The following is a 17,828-nucleotide window of genomic DNA, read 5'->3' on the forward strand; positions in this document are numbered from 1 at the left end:
AGTATGAAGCGCAATCTATTGATTCTGTTGCTCGCCGCCGGCCTGATGGCCGCTTGTGGTGACGACGACGAGCCGAGTAACAACACGCCCTCCGAAGACGTGGGCACTGACGTGGAGGCCGACGCGGGCCCGGACGCCGAGACCGATGTCGAAGATGATGTCGAAGATGACGTCGAGAATGACGTCGAGGACGACGGCGGCACGCAGGGCGACTTCACCGAAGAGGAGCCGAACAACACCGAGGAGGAGGCCAACACCTTCACCGTCGGAGAGCCGATCACCGGCCAGATCTCGCAGGGCTCCGGTGAGAACAGCGATATCGACATCTTCCAGGTCGACCTGACCGGCGGCAAGATCTTCGAATTCGAGCTGACGGAAGTGGGCTCGGGCTTCGACACCGCCGACGGCAACATGGCTACGGTTGTCTTCGCCGATGCCGAGGGCACCTTCAGTCGCGCGCTCATCCCCGACTTCGGCACCAAGCGCCAGGCTTTCGTGCCCGCCGACGGCACCTACTTGGTGTACGTGTACGACGCACGCTCGGGAGCCGAAGAGCCCATCGAGCACGGAGGGGCGGACAGCACCTACGAAATCGCCACCTCGGTGGTCGATCCGAGCCCGACTTCGGTCGACGTGCCGGTCGATCAGGACGACGAGCTCGAAGAAGACGGCGTGGACGTGTTCGAGGTCAGCCCGGCCGACGACACCACGCTGATTGCCGAGACGACGGCCACGCGCGCCCCGGTCTCCAGCGACCTGGACACCGTGCTGTACGCATGGAGCGCCGCGGACAGTCAGACGATCGCGACCAACGATGATTTCCCGGGGCAGGACGGAACCTACGACTCGAGCATGGCGTTCAGCGCCACCGGTGGGCAGACCTACTGGATCGTGGTCGACTCGTACTCCAACGCCCAGGACGCGTCGTACAACCTGAGCGTGACCGAGACCGACGATGCGCCCACCGCACGTCGCGCGATCGGCGCCGGCGATTCGCTGACCGGTGAGATCTCGGACGCAGGCGCCGACGACTTCGACACCGACTACTTTGAAGTGACTCTGCAGCCGGGCGAGACCATTCGCCTCGAGGCGACGGCCGACGACGCGATGCAGCCGCGCATCGACGTGCTCGTGTCGAGCTTCTTTGGGCCGATCTCCATCGCCGAAGGCCGTCCGGTCGAAGGCGTGGCCGCCGTCGAGCTGGCGCATCCGAGCTCTGCCGATGGAGCGGGCACCTATCAGGTCAACGTCGACGACGCGCGCAACGTGCCGCTCGACGAGAACACCGACCCGGAGAACGTCGGTGGAAGCACCTTCGGCTACACCTTCACCGGCACCGACATCAGTTGGACGGCGACGACCGAGACGCTGCCTTTCACCAGCGCCGGGAGCATCGCTAACGTCGGTAACTACGACTGGTACGAGTTCGCCGTGACGGCCAACACCGTCGTCGGTCTGCAGGTCGGTGGCGCCGCCACGGCCGACTTCGAACCGGTCGCCGCGCTGCTTCTCGACGGCGCTGCTACCACTGGCGACTCCATCGCCTACGTGGCCACCGCCGCTACCGACATCACCGCCGGCATGCGCGACGCGTACTTCCGCGGCGGCACCGGCTTTGACGCCGACATGTCGTTCATCAACGTCAGCTACGACGGCGTGACCTTCACGGACGTGGCCGAGAGCGAGTCGAACGACCAGCAGAGCGAAGCCAACGACCTCACCGCCGACATCCCGGCGGCCGTCACCGGCACGCTCGACGGCGCCGGCCCCAGTGACCTCGGCTCCGACTACTTCCAGGTCACTCTCACCGAGGGCGACCAGCTCGGCTTCATCGCCGAAGCGGGCGCGGACGGCGACACCGACGATGCCGACACGGTCGTCACGGTCGTCGACAGCAACGGCGACGTGGTCTTCGAAAACGACGACTACCTTCCGCAGGAAAATGGCTTCTTCAGCGCCGGCGCCTTCGCCGCGCCTGCTGATGGCGACTACTTCATCGTGGTCGAGCCGTACTGCACCACCGATCCGAACGCCACGGACTGCAGTGGTAACGGCGATTACACGCTCAAAGTGTTCATGAACTGAGCAACGAGCGTATTGTGGCGTAGTTGCTACGTGGCGTCCGCTATTTGGGGCGCCTGAACTACGGCGCGAACGGCAATTTGAGTGTCGAGTTGTCGATGCGCCTTTCAAGGTTGGTGCCCGCTATTTGGGGCGCCTGAACTACGGCGCGAACTACAATTTGGGTGTTCCCCGATGCACCACATAAGGTGATTGGGGAACACCCAAATTGCTTTTTCGCGAGGGCGTTTTTGCCCTCGCCCAAAATAGCGCGCGCCGCACGTCACAAAACCCACGCCTCCCCCTTCCTACTTCTTCCCCCCCCATCCTAACCCTTCCCCCCCTCACTGCCCCCCACGTTGACAGATCCCCATCCGGCTACTACGTCTGAGTTCGAGCACCGACTCACGTACCCAACCCTACGTCAAACCGGAGGACGCACGATGAAACTCGGAACCCTCAAAGATGGAACTCGCGACGGTCGTCTCGTCGTGGTCAAGCGCGACAACTCGGTCTACGCCACCGCCGACGGCATCGCCAAGTCGATGCAGGAAGCGCTGGACAACTGGGACGAAGCCGAGCCCAAGCTCCAAGAGCTGTTCGAGAAGCTCGAAGCCGGCGAGGTCGACGGTGAGCCGGTCGACGTCAACGACTTCCACTCGCCGCTGCCGCGCGCCTACGAGTGGATCGACGGGTCGGCCTACATCAACCACATCGTCCTGGTCCGCAAAGCTCGCGACGCCGAGCCCCCCGAGACCCTCGAGACCGATCCGCTGGTCTACCAGGGCGGCTCGGGCCACTTCTTGGCGCCGACCGAGGACATCCCGCTGCCGAACCCGGAGTGGGGGCTGGACTTCGAAGCCGAGATCGCCGTCGTCATGGGCGACACCCCGCGCGGCGTCTCCAAAGAGGAGGCCGGCGAGCACGTCAAGCTGCTGATGCTCGTCAACGACAACACCTTCCGCAACCTGATCCCGGGCGAGCTGGCCAAGAGCTTCGGCTTCTTCCAGTCCAAGCCGGCGACGACGTTCTCGCCGTTCGCAGTGACCCCCGACGAGCTGGGCGACAAGTGGGACGGCGGCCGCGTCAACCTGCCGCTCGAGACCGACTACAACGGTGAGTTCTTCGGCGACCCCGAGGCCGGCCCCGAGATGCACTTCTCGTTCTTCGACCTCATCCAGCACGTCACCAAGACGCGCTCGTTCACCGCGGGCACCATCCTCGGTAGCGGCACGGTCTCCAACGAAGACCAGTCGAAAGGCTCGTCGTGCCTCTCCGAGAAGCGCATGCTCGAGAAGATCGAGACCGGTGAGTTCAAGACGCCGTACATGCAGGTCGGAGACACGGTCAAAATCGAGATGAAGGACGAAGAAGGCAACAACATCTTCGGTACTATCCAGCAGAAGGTGGTTGACGCCTCGTAACATGGCAGCGAGATGGCCGCTCTTGCCGGTTTGAAACTGTTCTTGGTTCTTGGTTCTTGGTGAAGGCAGCACGGTCAGCCAGGGCCAAGAACCAAGAACCAAAAACCAAGAACAAAATACAATGAAATTGTATAGTTATTGGCGAAGCTCCTCGAGTTGGCGGGTGCGCACGGCGCTCGCCTTCAAGGGGCTCGACTACGAATACGAGGCGATTCACCTGCTCGAGCAGGGTGGCATCCAGCACAGCGAGGCGCACAAAGCGCGCAACTCGATGGAGCAGGTGCCGGTGCTCGAGGTCGACATCGACGGCGAGACGCGCCACCTGGCGCAGTCGATGGCGATCCTCGAATTCTTGGAGGAGACCCATCCCGAGCCGGCGCTCTTGCCCGAGGATGCATTCGGTCGGGCGCGCTCGCGCCAGCTCGCCGAGATCGTCAACAGCGGCATCCAGCCGGTGCAAAACCTGCTTTTGCTCCAGCGACTCGGCCGATCGTTCGACGTCGACGCCAAAGCCTGGTGTGCGCCGTTCATCGCCGACGGCCTCGCCGCCTACGAAAAGCTCGCCCGCGAGACCGCCGGCGATTTTTCGGTCGGCGACGCGCCGACGTTTGCGGATATCTGTCTGATTCCGCAGATGTACAACGCGCGGCGCTTCAAGGTGGACATGAGCGAGATGGAGCTCTTGCTCCAGATCGAGCAGAACTGCATGGCGCTCGACGCCTTCAAGGCGGCGCACCCGGACCAGCAGCCGGACGCGGCCGTTTGAAAAACATCCTTCGGAGGCAGCGCTTCCAGCGCTGGTCCAGACCTAGAAGGTCTGCCTCCGAAGGATCTCTTCCCCCCGCCAAATATGGACCACGCGACCCTTCAAATCGACATCAAGCACTACCGCGACCTGACCAAAGATGAGCTCTACGCCATCATGGTCCTGCGCGACCTCGTCTTCGTGGTCGGCCAGAAGATCACCGCCGTGCCGGAGGTCGACGGGCGCGACCCGGAGTGCGAGCACGCCATGCTCTACGACGGCGAGCAGTTGATTGGGACCGCGCGGCTCTTCGCGGGCGAAGACCCGGTGGTCGTCGGTCGCGTGGCCATCCATCCGGAGCGCCAACGTCAAGGATTGGGGAGCGTCTTGATGCGCGCCGTTCAAGAGCATTTGGGGGCGCGCCACGCCGAACTCCACGCGCAGGCGCACCTCGAGGAATGGTACGCGAGTCTGGGCTGGGAACGGTTCGGCGAGCCCTTCGACGAAGCCGAGATCCCGCATGTGATGATGCGCTGGGTGCCGACGCGATAAGTTGGGGCCGACGATTACGCCGGCGGCGCGCTGCCGCCGCCGAGGTGCTGTCGAGGCCGGTACTCGCGCTGGGGCTTGAGGCGTTGCTCGAGTATTTCGTGCTGCCGGCGGATCATGCTCGCGTTCTCGGCGCGTGTCTTCGCCTCGATTATCCAGTCGCGAATCCCCATAAATGCCGCTTCGTCGAGGCCCACGCGGTAGACGAGATCCGATGGGCCCCACCCGAAGTCGAGCCGGGCGCGGTAGAGCAGGCGACTGCGATTTGTGGCGAACGGCTCGACCAAAAGCGACCAGCTCGCTTGCCGTTTGTGGCCGTCGTCGGCGGGTACGAGGACCAAATCGTGGTTTGGGTTGACCGCCTCGACGCGCAAGCTTCCGGCAGCGCCCATCGAGAGAATATCTCCCTCCTCGAGTTTCCCTCCGGCTCGCTCGGCGAGCGCCGGCCAAATATCGACGGGCATCGCCTCGATGACGAACGCGCGGTTGGTGATGACGGTGGGGTCGTCGACGAGTTCATCGCCGGGCATGGGGCGCTTGACGTCGATGGGGGCTGCGCCCCACTTGCGCTCCCAGGAGCGGACCATGAGACGACGGGCAGCCGCTGCGGTGCCGATGAGCGCGGCAGCCCATCCGAGGACCTTCTTGGTGCGTACTTCCACTGCATCCTCCTTGTGATTCGTGAGGCAACTCAATCGGTTGTGCGACCGAGTCACTCGGGAATCTAGGCAGGCGGCTGTTGCAGCCAAGCAGGGCTCAGCCAAGCAAGCAGGGTTCAGCCAAGGAAGAGCACGGCCACGCCGACCACGGCGACACACGCGCCCAGAATGGAGCGCGCCGACAGCTTTTCCTTTTCGATGAAGTAGGCCAGGGGGAGGATGAAGATGGGACTGGTCGACGACAGCGTCGACGCGATGCCGGTGTAGGTGTAGCGAAGGCCCGCGTTCATCAGCCAGATGCCCAAAAAGGTGCCCAGAAAGGTCGCTGCGAAGAGCAGGGCGAAGGTGCGCCCGTCGCGCAGCGGCTCGGCCGAGCGTGCCAGCCGGCCCATCGCGCCGAGCACAATCGCCAGGCCGCCGATACCGAAAGCCAGGCGTACGATGCTGATCTCGAGCGCGGTGATCTCGCTTCCGCCGAGCTTGGTGAGCACGTTTCCCGCTGCTTGGCCGAAGGCGGCGAGGATGCCAAAGCCGATGCCGGCCTTCTCGGCGCCGCTCAGTCCGCTGTCGGCCTCGTCGCGCTCGACGTCGGCGACCTGGTCGTCGCCGGGATGGCGCTCGAGGATCACCCACACCACGCCGCCCAACGTCAGCCCCATGCCTACAAGCAGGCCGAAGGTGATCGGCTCGTCGAGCACGAAGACGGCCATGATAGCGGTCATCGGCGGGGTGAGCGCAGCCAAGAGCAGCGTGCGACGCGGGCCCAGTCGGTTCAGCGCGTTGAAGTAGGCCGTGTCGCCCAGGGTAAGACCGGCCAGCCCGCTCAGCGCGAGCATGCCGGTCTCGAACGTCGAAAGCCCAGCCGGCCACAGACGCCCATCGAGCACCAGTAGGACCACGAACATCAACGCCAAGGCGATGACGCACTTGAGGATATTGATCACCAGCGGCCCGATGGATTTACCGAGCCGAGCGAACATCAAACTGGCGGTCGCCCACAGGGCGCTGGCGGAAAGGGCGGCGATTTCTCCCATAAATTCTGCTCCGGAGGCATCGGGTGCTGCATCTCTGCCTATAGGCGGGGCGATGGCACATGTCCACAGCCATCAGGCTCGCTGGCGCCTCCGTTCACACCCATCGAGTTTGACGACCGTGTCCCTTGGAGTTATTAATTGCCTAGTAACTCAGTGGGGATTGTGTGTATAGCAGGCGCAATCGCCCGCCGCGCCGGCGACGGCTGGATCTTTATTCGTCGGGAACGTATGCTGCTCGCCGCTTGTTTGGAGCGTGAAAGGGCATTCCTTGCCGGTCGGTTTTGTGCCGCCTGATTCTGTACCGCTCGATAGGGCGTGACATTTTATGAAAGCAGTAACCGAGAAACTCGAAGCCACTGTCAACAGCACCGATTCGGGTGCCGAACGAGCGGGGACGGATTTGCGAGCCGTGCGACGCATAGACGAGCTGGTCGGGCAGACGCCTCTGGTCAAGCTCAATCGAGTCGTCGATGACGATGGCCCGGACGTCTACGTCAAGATGGAGAACGTCAACCCGAGCGGGTCGATTCGCGACCGGTACGTCAGCGAGATCGTCACCCGTGCGGTCGACGCCGGCTATATCGTGGCCGGGGACGAGCTGGCCATCGCCGGCGTGGACGACTCGTCGGTGGCCGCCGCGCTGCTGACCAACCTGTTGCAGCTGCGCCTGCGCGTGTTTGCTCCGTCGCACTCGAGCAAGCGGCTGTTGCCGCTCATCGAGCGCTACGGCGCAGAGATTGTGTGGACGGATGAAGACAAAGGTCTGGGCGGCGCCATCGACGCGGCTGCCACCTGGGCGCGCCAGGCGGCCGACCGCATGTACGTCGACGGTTACCGGCGCCAAGCAGTCACCGACTCGTATGCCGACATGGCTGACGAACTCCTCGAGGCGCTCCATGGGCGCATTCTCGGGGCGTTCATCACGTCAGTGACCACCGGCGGCACCTTCCGCCACGTGGCCAAGGAGTTGCGTGAGACTCACCCGGCCTTGCAGGTCGGGGGCGCGGTGTTGACCGACAATGACTTTTCGGATTTGACCGGTCACGCTTATAACCGGCTGCGCAAGGTCAGCCTGAGCGAGGCCTGGGAGATGCGCGACCGCATCGCCCGAGAGGAGGGGCTGCTTTTGGGGCCCAAAGGCGCTGCCGCAGTGCTCCTCGCCATCGAGATGCGCAAAGATGTGCCCGAACAAGAGGCGATCGTGGCGTTGAACCCGGATTCGGGCCAGCGATATCTCGGTTGGGAGCAAAAACAACTCTTCGAGGTGACCTTTCACCCCGACTCGGCCCACTGAGGCCTTTACAGATTCAATTCTGTAGCTCGAATCTACCACCCCTAACTACGAACGATTACGGAGTGACGATGACTGTCAGTGTGAGAATCCCGACCCCGCTGCGAAAGTACACCGATGGCCAAGATCAGGTCAGCGTCGAGGGCGCGACCGTCGGCGAGGCCCTCGCCAACTTGGCTGAAGCTCACCCCGAGCTCAAAAGCCGCATCTTCGATGACAGCGGCTCGGTGCGTCGCTTCGTCAACGTCTTCGCCAATGACGAAGATATCCGCTTCCAGGACCAGCTCGACACCGAGCTGTCCGATGGCGACCAGGTCTCGATCGTTCCCGCCATCGCCGGAGGCTGAAGTGTCCGTACGCTCCTCGAAGACGAAGAAGAGCGAGTCGCGACCTCTGGCGCCGACGCCCAAGAAGTCGCTGTTGGAGATGGTCGGCAACACGCCGATGGTCAGGCTCGAGCATGTCACCTCGCACTTGCCCGATGAGGTCGAAGTGTGGGCCAAGCTCGAGTTCATGAACCCCGGCGGCTCGGTCAAGGACCGGCCGGCGCGCCAGATCATCCTCGACGCTCTCGAGACGGGGGAACTCACCCCGGAGAAGACGCTCATCGACTCGACCAGCGGCAACACCGGCATCGCCTACGCGATGATCGGTGCGGCGGTCGGAATCGACGTGGCGTTGGTCATGCCCGAGAACGTCTCGCCTGCCCGCAAGCATATCGTGTCGACCTTCGGCGCCGAGATCATTTACTCGGACCCGATGGACGGCAGCGACGGCGCCCAGCGCCTGTGCAAGGAGCTCGTGGACAACGACGAGGAGGGCAAATACTTCTATGCCAATCAGTACGGCAACCCGAATAACCCGGGAGCGCACGTGCTGACGACCGCGCCCGAGATTTGGGAGCAGACCGACGGCCGGGTCACCCACTTCGTCGCTTCGACCGGCACCTCGGGCACGATCATGGGTGTGACGCGCGGCCTCAAGCAGTTCAACTCCGACATTCAGACCTACGGCGCCCAGCCCTCCGACGCCTTCCACGGCCTCGAGGGCCTCAAGCATATGCCGTCGGCCATCGTCCCCGACATCTATCACGAGGATGAGCTGTCCGGCGTGATCTACGTCGACACCGAAGACGGCTGGGATATGGCCGAGAAGCTCGCGCGCACCGAAGGCATCGCGGCCGGCAACTCGGCCGGAGCGAATGTGTGGGCAGCGCTGAAGGTGGCTGAAGAGTTGGACGAAGGGGTGGTCGTGACGGTGATTTGTGACCACGCCGATCGCTATTTGGGGCAATAATACTCGGTGCGGGGGCATCTTGCTCAAAACTCGGTGCGGGGGCATCTTGCCCTCGTTTGCGAGAGCAGGGATGCACTCGCGCCGAAAGAGGATACCAAAACTCGGTGCGGGGGCATCTTGCCCTCGTTTGCGAGAGCAGGGATGCACTCGCACCGAAAGAGGATACCAAAACTCGGTGCGGGGGCATCTTGCCCTCGTTTGCGAGAGCAGGGATGCACTCGCACCGAAAGAGGGTGGATCAATGACTGATATTTGGACGAAGGATATTCTCGACAAGGTCGTCGCCTGGCTCGAGGCGGCCTATCCGGTCGAAGGTTGTGGGCTCATCCTCGAAAACGACGGCGAGTATCGCGTCCTCGAGTGTGAGAACCTCGCCGACAAGTACCACCAGATGGATCCGGAGCAGTTTCCCCGAACCGCCCGCGAGTTCTATATCATCGACCCGATGGAGTTCATGCGCGCCGAGGACCGCGGTGAGCGTGTGGCGGTGGTCTTCCACAGCCACGCCGATGTGGGCGATTACTTTAGCGACGAGGACGTCAACGCGGCCACGTTGCCGCGCGACAGCGACGACGAGCCGCTCGAGCCGAGCCACCCCGGGGTCGACTACCTGGTCGTCTCCACCCGCGAAGACGGCGCCGACCACGCCACGCTCTTTCGCTTCGACGAAGAAGAGGAGGGCTTCCCCTCCGTCCTCGAGATCGAGATCGAAGACGGCGAGTACGAGTTGAGCACGGTTACAAGCTGACCGGCACCGCCTTGGGGCGGCCGCGCTCGTCGTGCTCGACGCGTGCGCAGCCCATCTTCGGGTCGTGCTCGAAGATGAGGACCCAGTCGTTCTTGGCGGCCTCGTACAAGACCTCCCGTTTCTCCTCCACAGTGACCAGCGGCTGCAGATCGTAGCCCATCACGTACGGGTCGCGCATATGCGAACTCGTGGGGATGAGGTCGGCCAGGTGCACGAAGGTGTGCTCGGCGGTCTCGACTTTGACGAGCTGCATGCCGAAGGTGTGTCCGTGGACCGGAAGCACCTCGATGCCCGGCATGATCTCGGCGATGCCGTCGACCAATTCGAGCGGCGGCGCGTCGTCGGAGGTCTCGAAAAAGCCGAAGTCGAGCTTTCGGTAGCTGCCGCCGTCGCGCGCGCTGGGGCTGTTGGCCCAGGACCAGTTTCGACGCTGCACCCAGTGGGTGGCGTTGGGGAAGGTCGCGCGCACTGTCTCTGCGTCGTCGGCGAACTCGCTGACGCCGCCGGCGTGGTCGAAGTGCAGGTGGGTCAGGATGACGTCGTCGATGGCCTCAGTCGACAGCTCACGCTCGTCGAGCGCGGCGCGCAGGCCATCGTCTTGGTCGTGAATTTTGTAGATGCCGCGCTCTTTGTCGCTCCACTTCGAGCCGATGCCGGTGTCGACGAGTACGGTGCGGTCGCCATACTCGACCAACAGGCAGCGGCAGGCCATGTCGATGCGGTTATTCTCGTCGGGCGGGTTCGTCTTGCCCCAAAGCGGACGTGGGATGATGCCGAACATCGCTCCACCGTCGAGTCCGAAGCGTGCCTCGACCAACGGCGTGACGCGCAAGGGAAGATTCTTGTTGCTCATCGTATTTCTCATGTGATTATGGTTGGCGCATGATGCGCCACATACGCTAATGCACCCTGCCGCGGTCGCCAAGACCCCAACGCAGTTACGTAGTCCCGAGAGCCCAAGACCCCCAGACCCCGAAACCCCGATCCTATGAACCGAATCGCACTCTTCTTCAAGGGCGTCTGCATGGGCCTTGCCGACATCGTCCCCGGTGTCAGCGGCGGAACCATGGCGCTCATTCTGGGCATCTACACCGAGTTCATCGACTCCATCAAAGGCTTGCACCTTCGCTGGGTCAAGCCGCTGTTGCGTTGGCTGACCGGCGGGCGCAAGCAGGAGGACTGGGACGCGCTCAAAGCCGAGCTCGGGACGCTCAACTTACCGTTTCTGATCACGCTCGGCGGGGGCATCCTCGTGGCGCTCGGTATCGGCAGCATGGTCATCCCGACGCTGATGGCCGAGTATCCGGTGCAGATGCGCGCGTTCTTCTTCGGCCTGATTCTGGCCAGCGTCTGGGTGCCGCTCCGCATGATCCAGACCGGCAAGGGCCCCAAGCTCGCCGGCGTGATCTTGGCGGCGGTGCTCGGTGCCGGGTTCGGGTTCGTGGTCACCAACCCCGGCAACACCTTCGAGATTACGCGTGAGTGGACCGAGGTGACCTCCGAGGGAGAGACCCTCGAGCACCTCGCCCGTCGCGCGCCGAGCGCGATTCCGACCGACGCGATTTACTGGTCGCCCAAAAACGAAGCGCTGCGCGAGTCGATGGCCGCCAGCGAGCCCGAGGTCGCCACGAAGCTCGACACGCTGCACCACGGGGAGGGTAAGATCGACGAGACCGACAAGAAGGCGCTCAAGGCGCGCGCCGAGCCGTATAACGAAATCATGGTGCCCGCAGGCGTGAGCGTGCAGGTTCCGCGACCTGCCTATTGGTACGTTTTCGCCGCCGGCGCGGTCGCCATCTCGGCGATGCTGCTGCCCGGCATCAGCGGCTCGTATATCTTGCTGATTCTGGGGGCGTATTTCTTCATCCTCAACGCCCTCAAAGGCTTCATCAAGACGCTGCTGGGCGGCGCTATTCCGGTGGCGCAGGCGGGCTACGTGGTCGTCTTCCTCGCCGGCGTCTCCATCGGCATCCTGACGTTCGCGCGCATCCTGAGCTACCTGTTGCACAAGTTTCCCGCTTACACGCTCTCCGCGCTCGTGGGGCTGATGATCGGCTGTCTACGAGGCATCTGGCCCTTCCGGTCGCAGATCGAGGGCGTGGTGGTCAACGTGTGGCCGTCGGCGATGTCAGGCCCGGTGGTGTCAGCGCTGGTGACGTTCGTCGTCGGCATGCTGATCGTCGGCACGCTTACGTGGCTGGGGTCGGCCAACGAGGACGAAGAGACGGCCAAGGCGACAAGCTAACTTGGTTTGTTGGCGTGAAGTCTTCGAGTTGCCTATAGTGGAACTGCGCTCCGGAAGTGCCGGGGCGCTCGTTCGAAGTAGTATTGCAGGGGCTCCATCATGCATCGCAGTGTCCGCGACGGCTCGGTTCGTCGCCTTTTCATCAGTCTGCTCGCCTTCTTGGCTCTGTCCGGGCTTGTGCTCGCCTGCACCGGCTCGGACTTCGACGAGGACGGCATCGCCGACGTCGACGACAACTGCCCCAAGATTGCCAACCCCAACCAGAATGATCCCGACAAGGACGATTTGGGCGACGTGTGCGACAATTGTCCCACCGTCGACAATCCGGATCAGGCCGACAGGGACGACGACGGGGTCGGTGATGCGTGCGACAACTGTCCGGATGACCCTAACGGGCTGCAGCACGACACCGACACCGACGGCATTGGCGATAGCTGCGACGACGATATCGATAACGATGGCGTAGCCAACGCGGACGACAACTGCCCGAACACGGCGAACGCCGATCAGGCCGACGATGACAACGACGGCACCGGCGAGGTGTGTGACGTGTGCCCCGGGCTCTCCAACCCCGACCAGGCCGATCAAGACGGCGACGGGGTGGGCGACGACTGCGACATTTGCCCCGAAAATGAAGACCCCGAGCAGCTCGAGAGCGACGGCGACACCATCGGTGACGCCTGCGACAACTGCCCGAATATCGCCAACGAAGATCAATTCGACGGCGACCAAGATGGCGTGGGTAACCCGTGCGACAACTGCCCCGGCGTGCGAAACCCCGACCAAGAAGACCTCGACCGCGACGGCCTGGGAAATGCCTGTGACGACGACATCGACGGCGACTCGGTGCCCGACACGGAGGACAACTGCCCCGAAGACCCCAACTCCGACCAGAAGGATAGCGACCGCGACGGGAAGGGCGACGCCTGCGACAACTGCCCGGTCGATCCGAACGTCGAGCAGACCGACGTCGACGACGATTTGATTGGCGACGCTTGCGACGTCTGTCCCACGATCGTCGACTACGACCAGGCCGACGCCGACTCAGACACCTACGGCGACCTGTGCGACAACTGTCCCGACGACGCCAACCGCGACCAGCAAGATCGCGACGGCGACGGCGTCGGCGATGCCTGCGACAACTGCCTGCGCACCGAGAACCCCGACCAGACCGATTCAGACGGCGACGGCTTTGGAGACGCTTGCGACAACTGTACGGGCGCGCCCAACAGCCAGCAGGAAGACTCGGATTCGGACGGGATTGGAAACGCGTGCGACAACTGCCCAGCCGTCTCCAATCCTGCTCAAGAGGACGAGGACGGGGACGGGCAGGGCGACGCCTGCGAAGACGACTGCGGCGATCGCGATACTGACGGGGACGGAATCCCCGACGACTGCGACAATTGCCCCGACACGTACAACCCCAACCAGTCGCCGAATTGTGGCTGACGAAGGCGTCAGCCCGCTCAGATTTGGTAGATCGGTTTGAAGTCGTCGCCGGCGAGTTCGGGGACGGCGTCGGCGATCGATTGGATGGTGTAGGTCTGCAGCACCCGAATGGTCGCCGCACGCACCTCTTTCCAGACCGGGTGGAAGGCCTTTTGGCGGTCGGTAAGCGCGTCGCCGGCCGTCTTGTCGTGCAAAGCCACCGGCGCGACCGGGCCGTCGAGGTGGCGAATGATGTCGAGCAGCGTGATCTCGCTGGCCGGACGAGCCAGAAGATAGCCGCCGTTGGCGCCACGCTTGCTGCGCACGAAGCCGCCTCGTTTCAGGTCGGCCATGATCCCTTCGAGAAATTTGGCGGGAAGAGCCTCTTCGTCAGCGATGGCTTGAATGCTCATCGGGTCGTCGGAGCGAGCATTGGCGAGGGTGACGAGCGCTCGCAGCCCGTACATTGTGCGTGCACTGATATCCATGAGACTACCGGGTTGGGTTAAGATAATGGGGGATTTGGCGCCCACTATAGGGAAAAACCGGTGGGGGGGCCACTGCATTTCCCGAATTCAGGTGGGGATGGTGGGGATTGGTCGCGCGCTCGATACGCGCCTCAATGGTGGCCATAGTTTTTAGTTGAGGGCCTTCAGGAACCGAGGCGCCCACTATTAGGGGCTAAGGCCATTAGAGAGCAGCGAGTTGGAAGGCGTAGCAGATACGCGATTCCCTAGTGGCCTAAGCCCCTAATAGATGGCCTCCAGAAACCGAGGCGCGCTATTTGAGGCGCCTGAACTGCGGCGCGAAAAGGCAATTTGAGTGCTGACTTTAGGCGCCGCTTTTCAGGGATGAGGCGCGATTCTAGAAATTCGGCTGCGGCAAATAGTCCAGACGCATTTTCTGGCCCACGTACACCTCCTCGACGCCCTCGTAGACGCGCAGGTAGAGCGACAGGAAGCGGATGACCTTTTTGACGTAGCCGCGCGCCTCGTTGAACGGGATCTCCTCGACGAATTCGTCCATCGGCATGTTGCGGCCGCGCTTGTCCATCCAGGCGGCGACGCGGTGTGGGCCGCCGTTGTAGCCGGCGATGGCCAAAAGCTCTTGGCCGCGGAACTTCTTGACCAGCTTGCTGAAGTAGAATGCGCCGTGCTGGATGGCGATGTCTTCGTCGAGCAGGTCCATGGGGCCGAAGTCTTCGTCGCCGAGCATCTCGGCGGTCTTCAGCCCGGTGCGCGGGATGACCTGCAGCAGGCCGAGCGCGTCGGCCGGGCTGATCGAGTCGGGGTTATACGAACTCTCCACCGTCATGAGCGCCCACACCAGGTACGGATTGACTCCGTTCTTGATGCTCTCGCGCAAGACTTGTCGCGGGAAGGCGCGCGGGTAGGCCTGCATCCACTTGTAGCGCATCGGCCCCTGCGGGTCCTTGCGGTACCAAGGGCCGGTGCCCAACGTGAAGCGGCGCACCAGGTGGTAGTCACCCACGTCCTTCATCGCGTCGAGCATCAGCTTGTCGAGCTCGTCGCGCTTCTCGTAAATCTTCTGATGGCGCTCGAGCATGCGCTTCTTGGCGCGGGCCGAGTCGGGCACCGGATAGCGCTCCTCGTCGGAGCTGTAGCCCCAGAAGCCTGCCTCGCGGCGGCGGTTGTCGATGAGGTGCTCCCAGCGCTCGTAGGGGAGCTCGTGCGGCTTGGAGTAGGGCTTTCCACGGCGCGACAGTCCGCGGAACTCGAGCGCCGCGTCACGGATGGCCCAGCGCGAAAACTTGGTGTAGCCGGCGTCGCGCAGCCACTGGGCGCGCTCGAGTTGCGGGAACAGCTCGCCGACCGTGTCGACCGCGCGGGCGAGTCCGCCGTGATAGTCTTCCTGATCGTACGCCCACGGCTCGTCGGGAAGCGGTCCGATGACCTGGCCTTTCTCGGCTTTGACGAACGCCACCGGCGAGTCGCTTCGGCCCTCCCAATAGATGCGTGCTTCGGTGTTGTAGCGGATACGCGGGGCAGTGCGGGTCTTCTCGGTGACCTGGATGCCGCGGCGCGGCGCGGGCGCGTCGGCGCCGGCTTTGTCGCCCAGCTCGACGACATCGTTACTCTCGTCATCGTCAAACGCGGCCTCGGCGACCTGATCGGGGGTCATCCCCGGCATGCCCGTCGAAAGCAGCCCGGAGTAGGGGCGCATCGGAGCGAGCGCCATCATCAGCGCCTTCTTGCTCCTGCCGGTGAGCTTGCCGGCCATCAACTCGCAAAACTGTTGGTCCTCGGGGGTCTCGGCCTCGCATTTTACGTGCGAGACCTGGTCGGCGACCTGCGGCGGGGCGGCCGGTTCGCCCTCGCCGGTGCGTTGCACCAGACGCGGGTCGCGATACGGTGCCTGCGTCTGCTTTTTGGCCAGCGCGTCGCCGGCGCGGTCCATCTCTTCGAGCACCTCGTCGCCTCGCTCGACCAGGCCCTGGGTGCCGGCGAGCACCGAGCCGTCGACGGCCTTGCGCTGCTGGATATCGAGCAGGCGGTTGCGCGCTTGGATGCCGTAATAGCCGAGCTCGTAGGCCTCGGAGACGTCCCCGTACAGCTTGGCGGCTTCTTCGAGGTTGCCGCCACGCTCCAGGGTGCGCGCCGCCCAGTACATGTACTTCGCCCGGCGCTGGCCGCGCGAGCGTTCGGCCAGGCGTGTCAGGTTCTCGTAGGCCTGCTGGAACTCACCGGTTTTGTAGAGCAGCCAGGTGTATTGCCAGCCGCGCTTGCGCCACTTCGAGTAGAACGTGTCGTAGATCTGCTTGGCACGATCGTACATGCCGTGATCATCGAAGAACTGCGCCTTCTCTGAGCGCAGGGTGTAGCTGCCCCGATTCTCGTAGGCCTTCTCGAGCATCGCCAGGGCCTTGTCGAGCTGGCCCATCCGCGAGTAGGTGCGGCTCAAGTACTTGTAGAGAAACTCGTCGTCGATGCCGGCGGTGTGGCCTGCCTCGTAGGCTTTGCGCAGCTTCTCGAGCCAGGCGAATGCCTCTTCGTAGTTCTGAGGCACGTAATCGTTGAGCGCGAGCTGCACGAGGATCTGGTGCTCGAAGGCCGAATGGCCGTCTTCGGTCTTGTTCGCCTCCAACAGCTCCAAGAAGAGCTTCTCGGCCAGCGGCCAGTGCTTGTTGATGCGCAGGCGGCGGTAGCGCGAGAAGAGCTCGTCGCGGTCGATTTCGGGGGCCTCGTGGCCCTGCTTGGCGAGCTGGCGCACCTTTTGGCGCGCCTTCACTCCCGTGTCTTTGTGCGGGAACTCGAACCAGGCCTCCTGGTAGGCGGCCGCAGCATCGTCGAGCTTGCCGAGCGCCTCGAGCGCCCGAGCGCGCTGGTAGAGCAGCAGATAGCGACGCGGATAGTCCGGGAATTTATCGATCGACTCTTCGAGCACCGGCAGCGCTTCTTTCCACTGCTTGGCGTCGGCGAGGGCATGTGCCTGCTCGACGCGGGCGCGCAGCTTCACCAAGGTGGTGTCTTTTTTGTAAGCCGACTCGTAGAGCTTGGCGGCCTGGGCCGGCTTGCCGGCGGCGTGGAGTGAGCGCGCGTGCAACCAGTCGACGAAGTCGCCGACGGGCGTGTCGTCCGAAATTTTGGCGAAGACCTTGGCGGCCTGGGCGTGTTGATCGGTCTCGCTATACAAGTGGGCGAGCAGCAGGCGAGCCTTGTCGAGCTCGCGCTCGATCGCGGTCGTGCGCTTCGCTTGCTCGCTGTTCGCTTGCTGTGTCGATCGGTGCTCGATCAGCGCGCGCAAGAGTTGCTCGGCCTCGTCGTAGCGTCGCTCGACGAACGCTTGGTGAGCGCGCGTGAGCGCCTCCCCTTCAATTTGGGCGTAGGCCTTGGCTTGCGCTCGCGCACGCGCGTCGACCAGCTTGGCGCTGGCTGTGGCTGTCACCCCTGGGACTTCGAGTTGCTTTCGGACCTGCTCGACGCCCTCGGCGTCGATCGGAGCGGCGTCCACTCCGCCTGCGGTCCCCTGAAAGCGTTGAGCGGCCAACTCGGGAACGAGCGAGACGGCTGCCGCGGCAAAACAGATGACTCCGAGCGATTTGTACCAGAAGCTTCGATGCTCCGTCATAGCTATGCCTTCCCGTGCTGTGCGGCGACCGCAGATCTGTAAACCACGCAGATCCTTACGGATAGGCCCCGCGGATCATCATTATAAATGTTTTGGCGTCTAGCACCAGAATCTAAGCGCGACTCTGCGTTCGTCGCCCTCGAGGGACTCACAGCGGCTTCTGCAGGCTCTTTTTGCACGGAACTTTACTGTGGCGAGGATGATGGTAGCGTAAACTTTAGCACAAAGCTTAACGAGATAGGCCCATGAACCGGATAAG

15 protein-coding genes are annotated in these 17,828 nt (G+C 63.5%); 10 read left to right on the forward strand and 5 right to left on the reverse strand.

Annotation, left to right across the window (positions count from 1 at the left end; genetic code table 11):
* Positions 1 to 3: 3 nt before the first annotated feature.
* The 4 genes from FIV42_RS25620 to FIV42_RS25635 all read left to right on the forward strand — a co-directional run bounded on the left by FIV42_RS25620 (position 4) and on the right by FIV42_RS25635 (position 4,782).
* Positions 4 to 2,085 carry a pre-peptidase C-terminal domain-containing protein gene (locus FIV42_RS25620; RefSeq protein WP_141200446.1) on the forward strand — a complete coding sequence of 694 codons (2,082 nt, stop codon included), beginning with the start codon at positions 4 to 6 and terminating at the stop codon, positions 2,083 to 2,085.
* Between the two features lie 419 nt (positions 2,086 to 2,504).
* On the forward strand, positions 2,505 to 3,485 hold the full coding sequence (locus FIV42_RS25625; protein ID WP_141200447.1) for a fumarylacetoacetate hydrolase family protein: 981 nt from the start codon (positions 2,505 to 2,507) through the stop codon (positions 3,483 to 3,485).
* Between the two features lie 121 nt (positions 3,486 to 3,606).
* On the forward strand, positions 3,607 to 4,251 hold the full coding sequence (maiA, locus tag FIV42_RS25630) for a maleylacetoacetate isomerase (RefSeq protein ID WP_141200448.1): 645 nt from the start codon (positions 3,607 to 3,609) through the stop codon (positions 4,249 to 4,251).
* An 84-nt stretch (positions 4,252 to 4,335) separates the two neighbouring features.
* Positions 4,336 to 4,782, forward strand: a complete 447-nt coding sequence (locus tag FIV42_RS25635) for a GNAT family N-acetyltransferase (protein ID WP_141200449.1) — start codon at positions 4,336 to 4,338, stop codon at positions 4,780 to 4,782.
* A gap of 14 nt (positions 4,783 to 4,796) precedes the next feature.
* Here FIV42_RS25635 and FIV42_RS25640 read toward each other — a convergent pair whose 3' ends face one another.
* On the reverse strand, positions 4,797 to 5,441 hold the full coding sequence (locus FIV42_RS25640; protein WP_141200450.1) for a hypothetical protein: 645 nt from the start codon (positions 5,439 to 5,441) through the stop codon (positions 4,797 to 4,799).
* 113 nt (positions 5,442 to 5,554) lie between these two features.
* On the reverse strand, positions 5,555 to 6,472 hold the full coding sequence (locus FIV42_RS25645; RefSeq protein WP_141200451.1) for a DMT family transporter: 918 nt from the start codon (positions 6,470 to 6,472) through the stop codon (positions 5,555 to 5,557).
* 409 nt (positions 6,473 to 6,881) lie between these two features.
* On the opposite strand from FIV42_RS25645, the gene FIV42_RS25650 reads away from it, so the two are divergent.
* The 4 genes from FIV42_RS25650 (at position 6,882) to FIV42_RS25665 (ending at position 9,807) form a co-directional block, all read left to right on the forward strand.
* Positions 6,882 to 7,766 (forward strand): pyridoxal-phosphate dependent enzyme, encoded by an 885-nt coding sequence (locus FIV42_RS25650; protein ID WP_168210945.1) that lies wholly within the window; start codon positions 6,882 to 6,884, stop codon positions 7,764 to 7,766.
* 68 nt (positions 7,767 to 7,834) lie between these two features.
* A complete protein-coding gene (locus FIV42_RS25655) occupies positions 7,835 to 8,110 on the forward strand; it encodes a ubiquitin-like small modifier protein 1 (protein WP_141200453.1) in 276 nt (91 codons plus the stop codon).
* Position 8,111: 1 nt separating this feature from the next.
* A complete protein-coding gene (locus FIV42_RS25660; RefSeq protein WP_222615323.1) occupies positions 8,112 to 9,059 on the forward strand; it encodes a PLP-dependent cysteine synthase family protein in 948 nt (315 codons plus the stop codon).
* Between the two features lie 241 nt (positions 9,060 to 9,300).
* Positions 9,301 to 9,807, forward strand: a complete 507-nt coding sequence (locus FIV42_RS25665; RefSeq protein WP_168210946.1) for a Mov34/MPN/PAD-1 family protein — start codon at positions 9,301 to 9,303, stop codon at positions 9,805 to 9,807.
* Here the strand turns inward: FIV42_RS25665 and FIV42_RS25670 are convergent.
* Entirely contained in the window at positions 9,797 to 10,660 is an 864-nt protein-coding gene (locus FIV42_RS25670) for an MBL fold metallo-hydrolase (protein ID WP_168210947.1), read from the reverse strand. The genes FIV42_RS25665 and FIV42_RS25670 overlap by 11 nt on opposite strands.
* A gap of 135 nt (positions 10,661 to 10,795) precedes the next feature.
* Between FIV42_RS25670 and FIV42_RS25675 the strand changes: the two genes are divergently transcribed.
* Together FIV42_RS25675 and FIV42_RS31310 are read left to right on the forward strand one after the other, a co-directional pair.
* Positions 10,796 to 12,052, forward strand: coding sequence for a DUF368 domain-containing protein (locus FIV42_RS25675; RefSeq protein ID WP_141200457.1), 1,257 nt, complete (start codon positions 10,796 to 10,798; stop codon positions 12,050 to 12,052).
* A 99-nt stretch (positions 12,053 to 12,151) separates the two neighbouring features.
* Positions 12,152 to 13,501 carry a thrombospondin type 3 repeat-containing protein gene (locus tag FIV42_RS31310; protein WP_141200458.1) on the forward strand — a complete coding sequence of 450 codons (1,350 nt, stop codon included), beginning with the start codon at positions 12,152 to 12,154 and terminating at the stop codon, positions 13,499 to 13,501.
* Positions 13,502 to 13,518: 17 nt separating this feature from the next.
* On the opposite strand, the gene FIV42_RS25685 is transcribed toward FIV42_RS31310, so the two are convergent.
* Positions 13,519 to 13,968 carry an RrF2 family transcriptional regulator gene (locus FIV42_RS25685; protein WP_168210948.1) on the reverse strand — a complete coding sequence of 150 codons (450 nt, stop codon included), beginning with the start codon at positions 13,966 to 13,968 and terminating at the stop codon, positions 13,519 to 13,521.
* A gap of 376 nt (positions 13,969 to 14,344) precedes the next feature.
* Positions 14,345 to 17,569 (reverse strand): lytic transglycosylase domain-containing protein, encoded by a 3,225-nt coding sequence (locus tag FIV42_RS25690; RefSeq protein WP_141200460.1) that lies wholly within the window; start codon positions 17,567 to 17,569, stop codon positions 14,345 to 14,347.
* Positions 17,570 to 17,828: the final 259 nt, after the last annotated feature.

Source organism: Persicimonas caeni (assembly GCF_006517175.1).
Classification (GTDB): Bacteria; Myxococcota_A; Bradymonadia; order Bradymonadales; family Bradymonadaceae; genus Persicimonas; species Persicimonas caeni.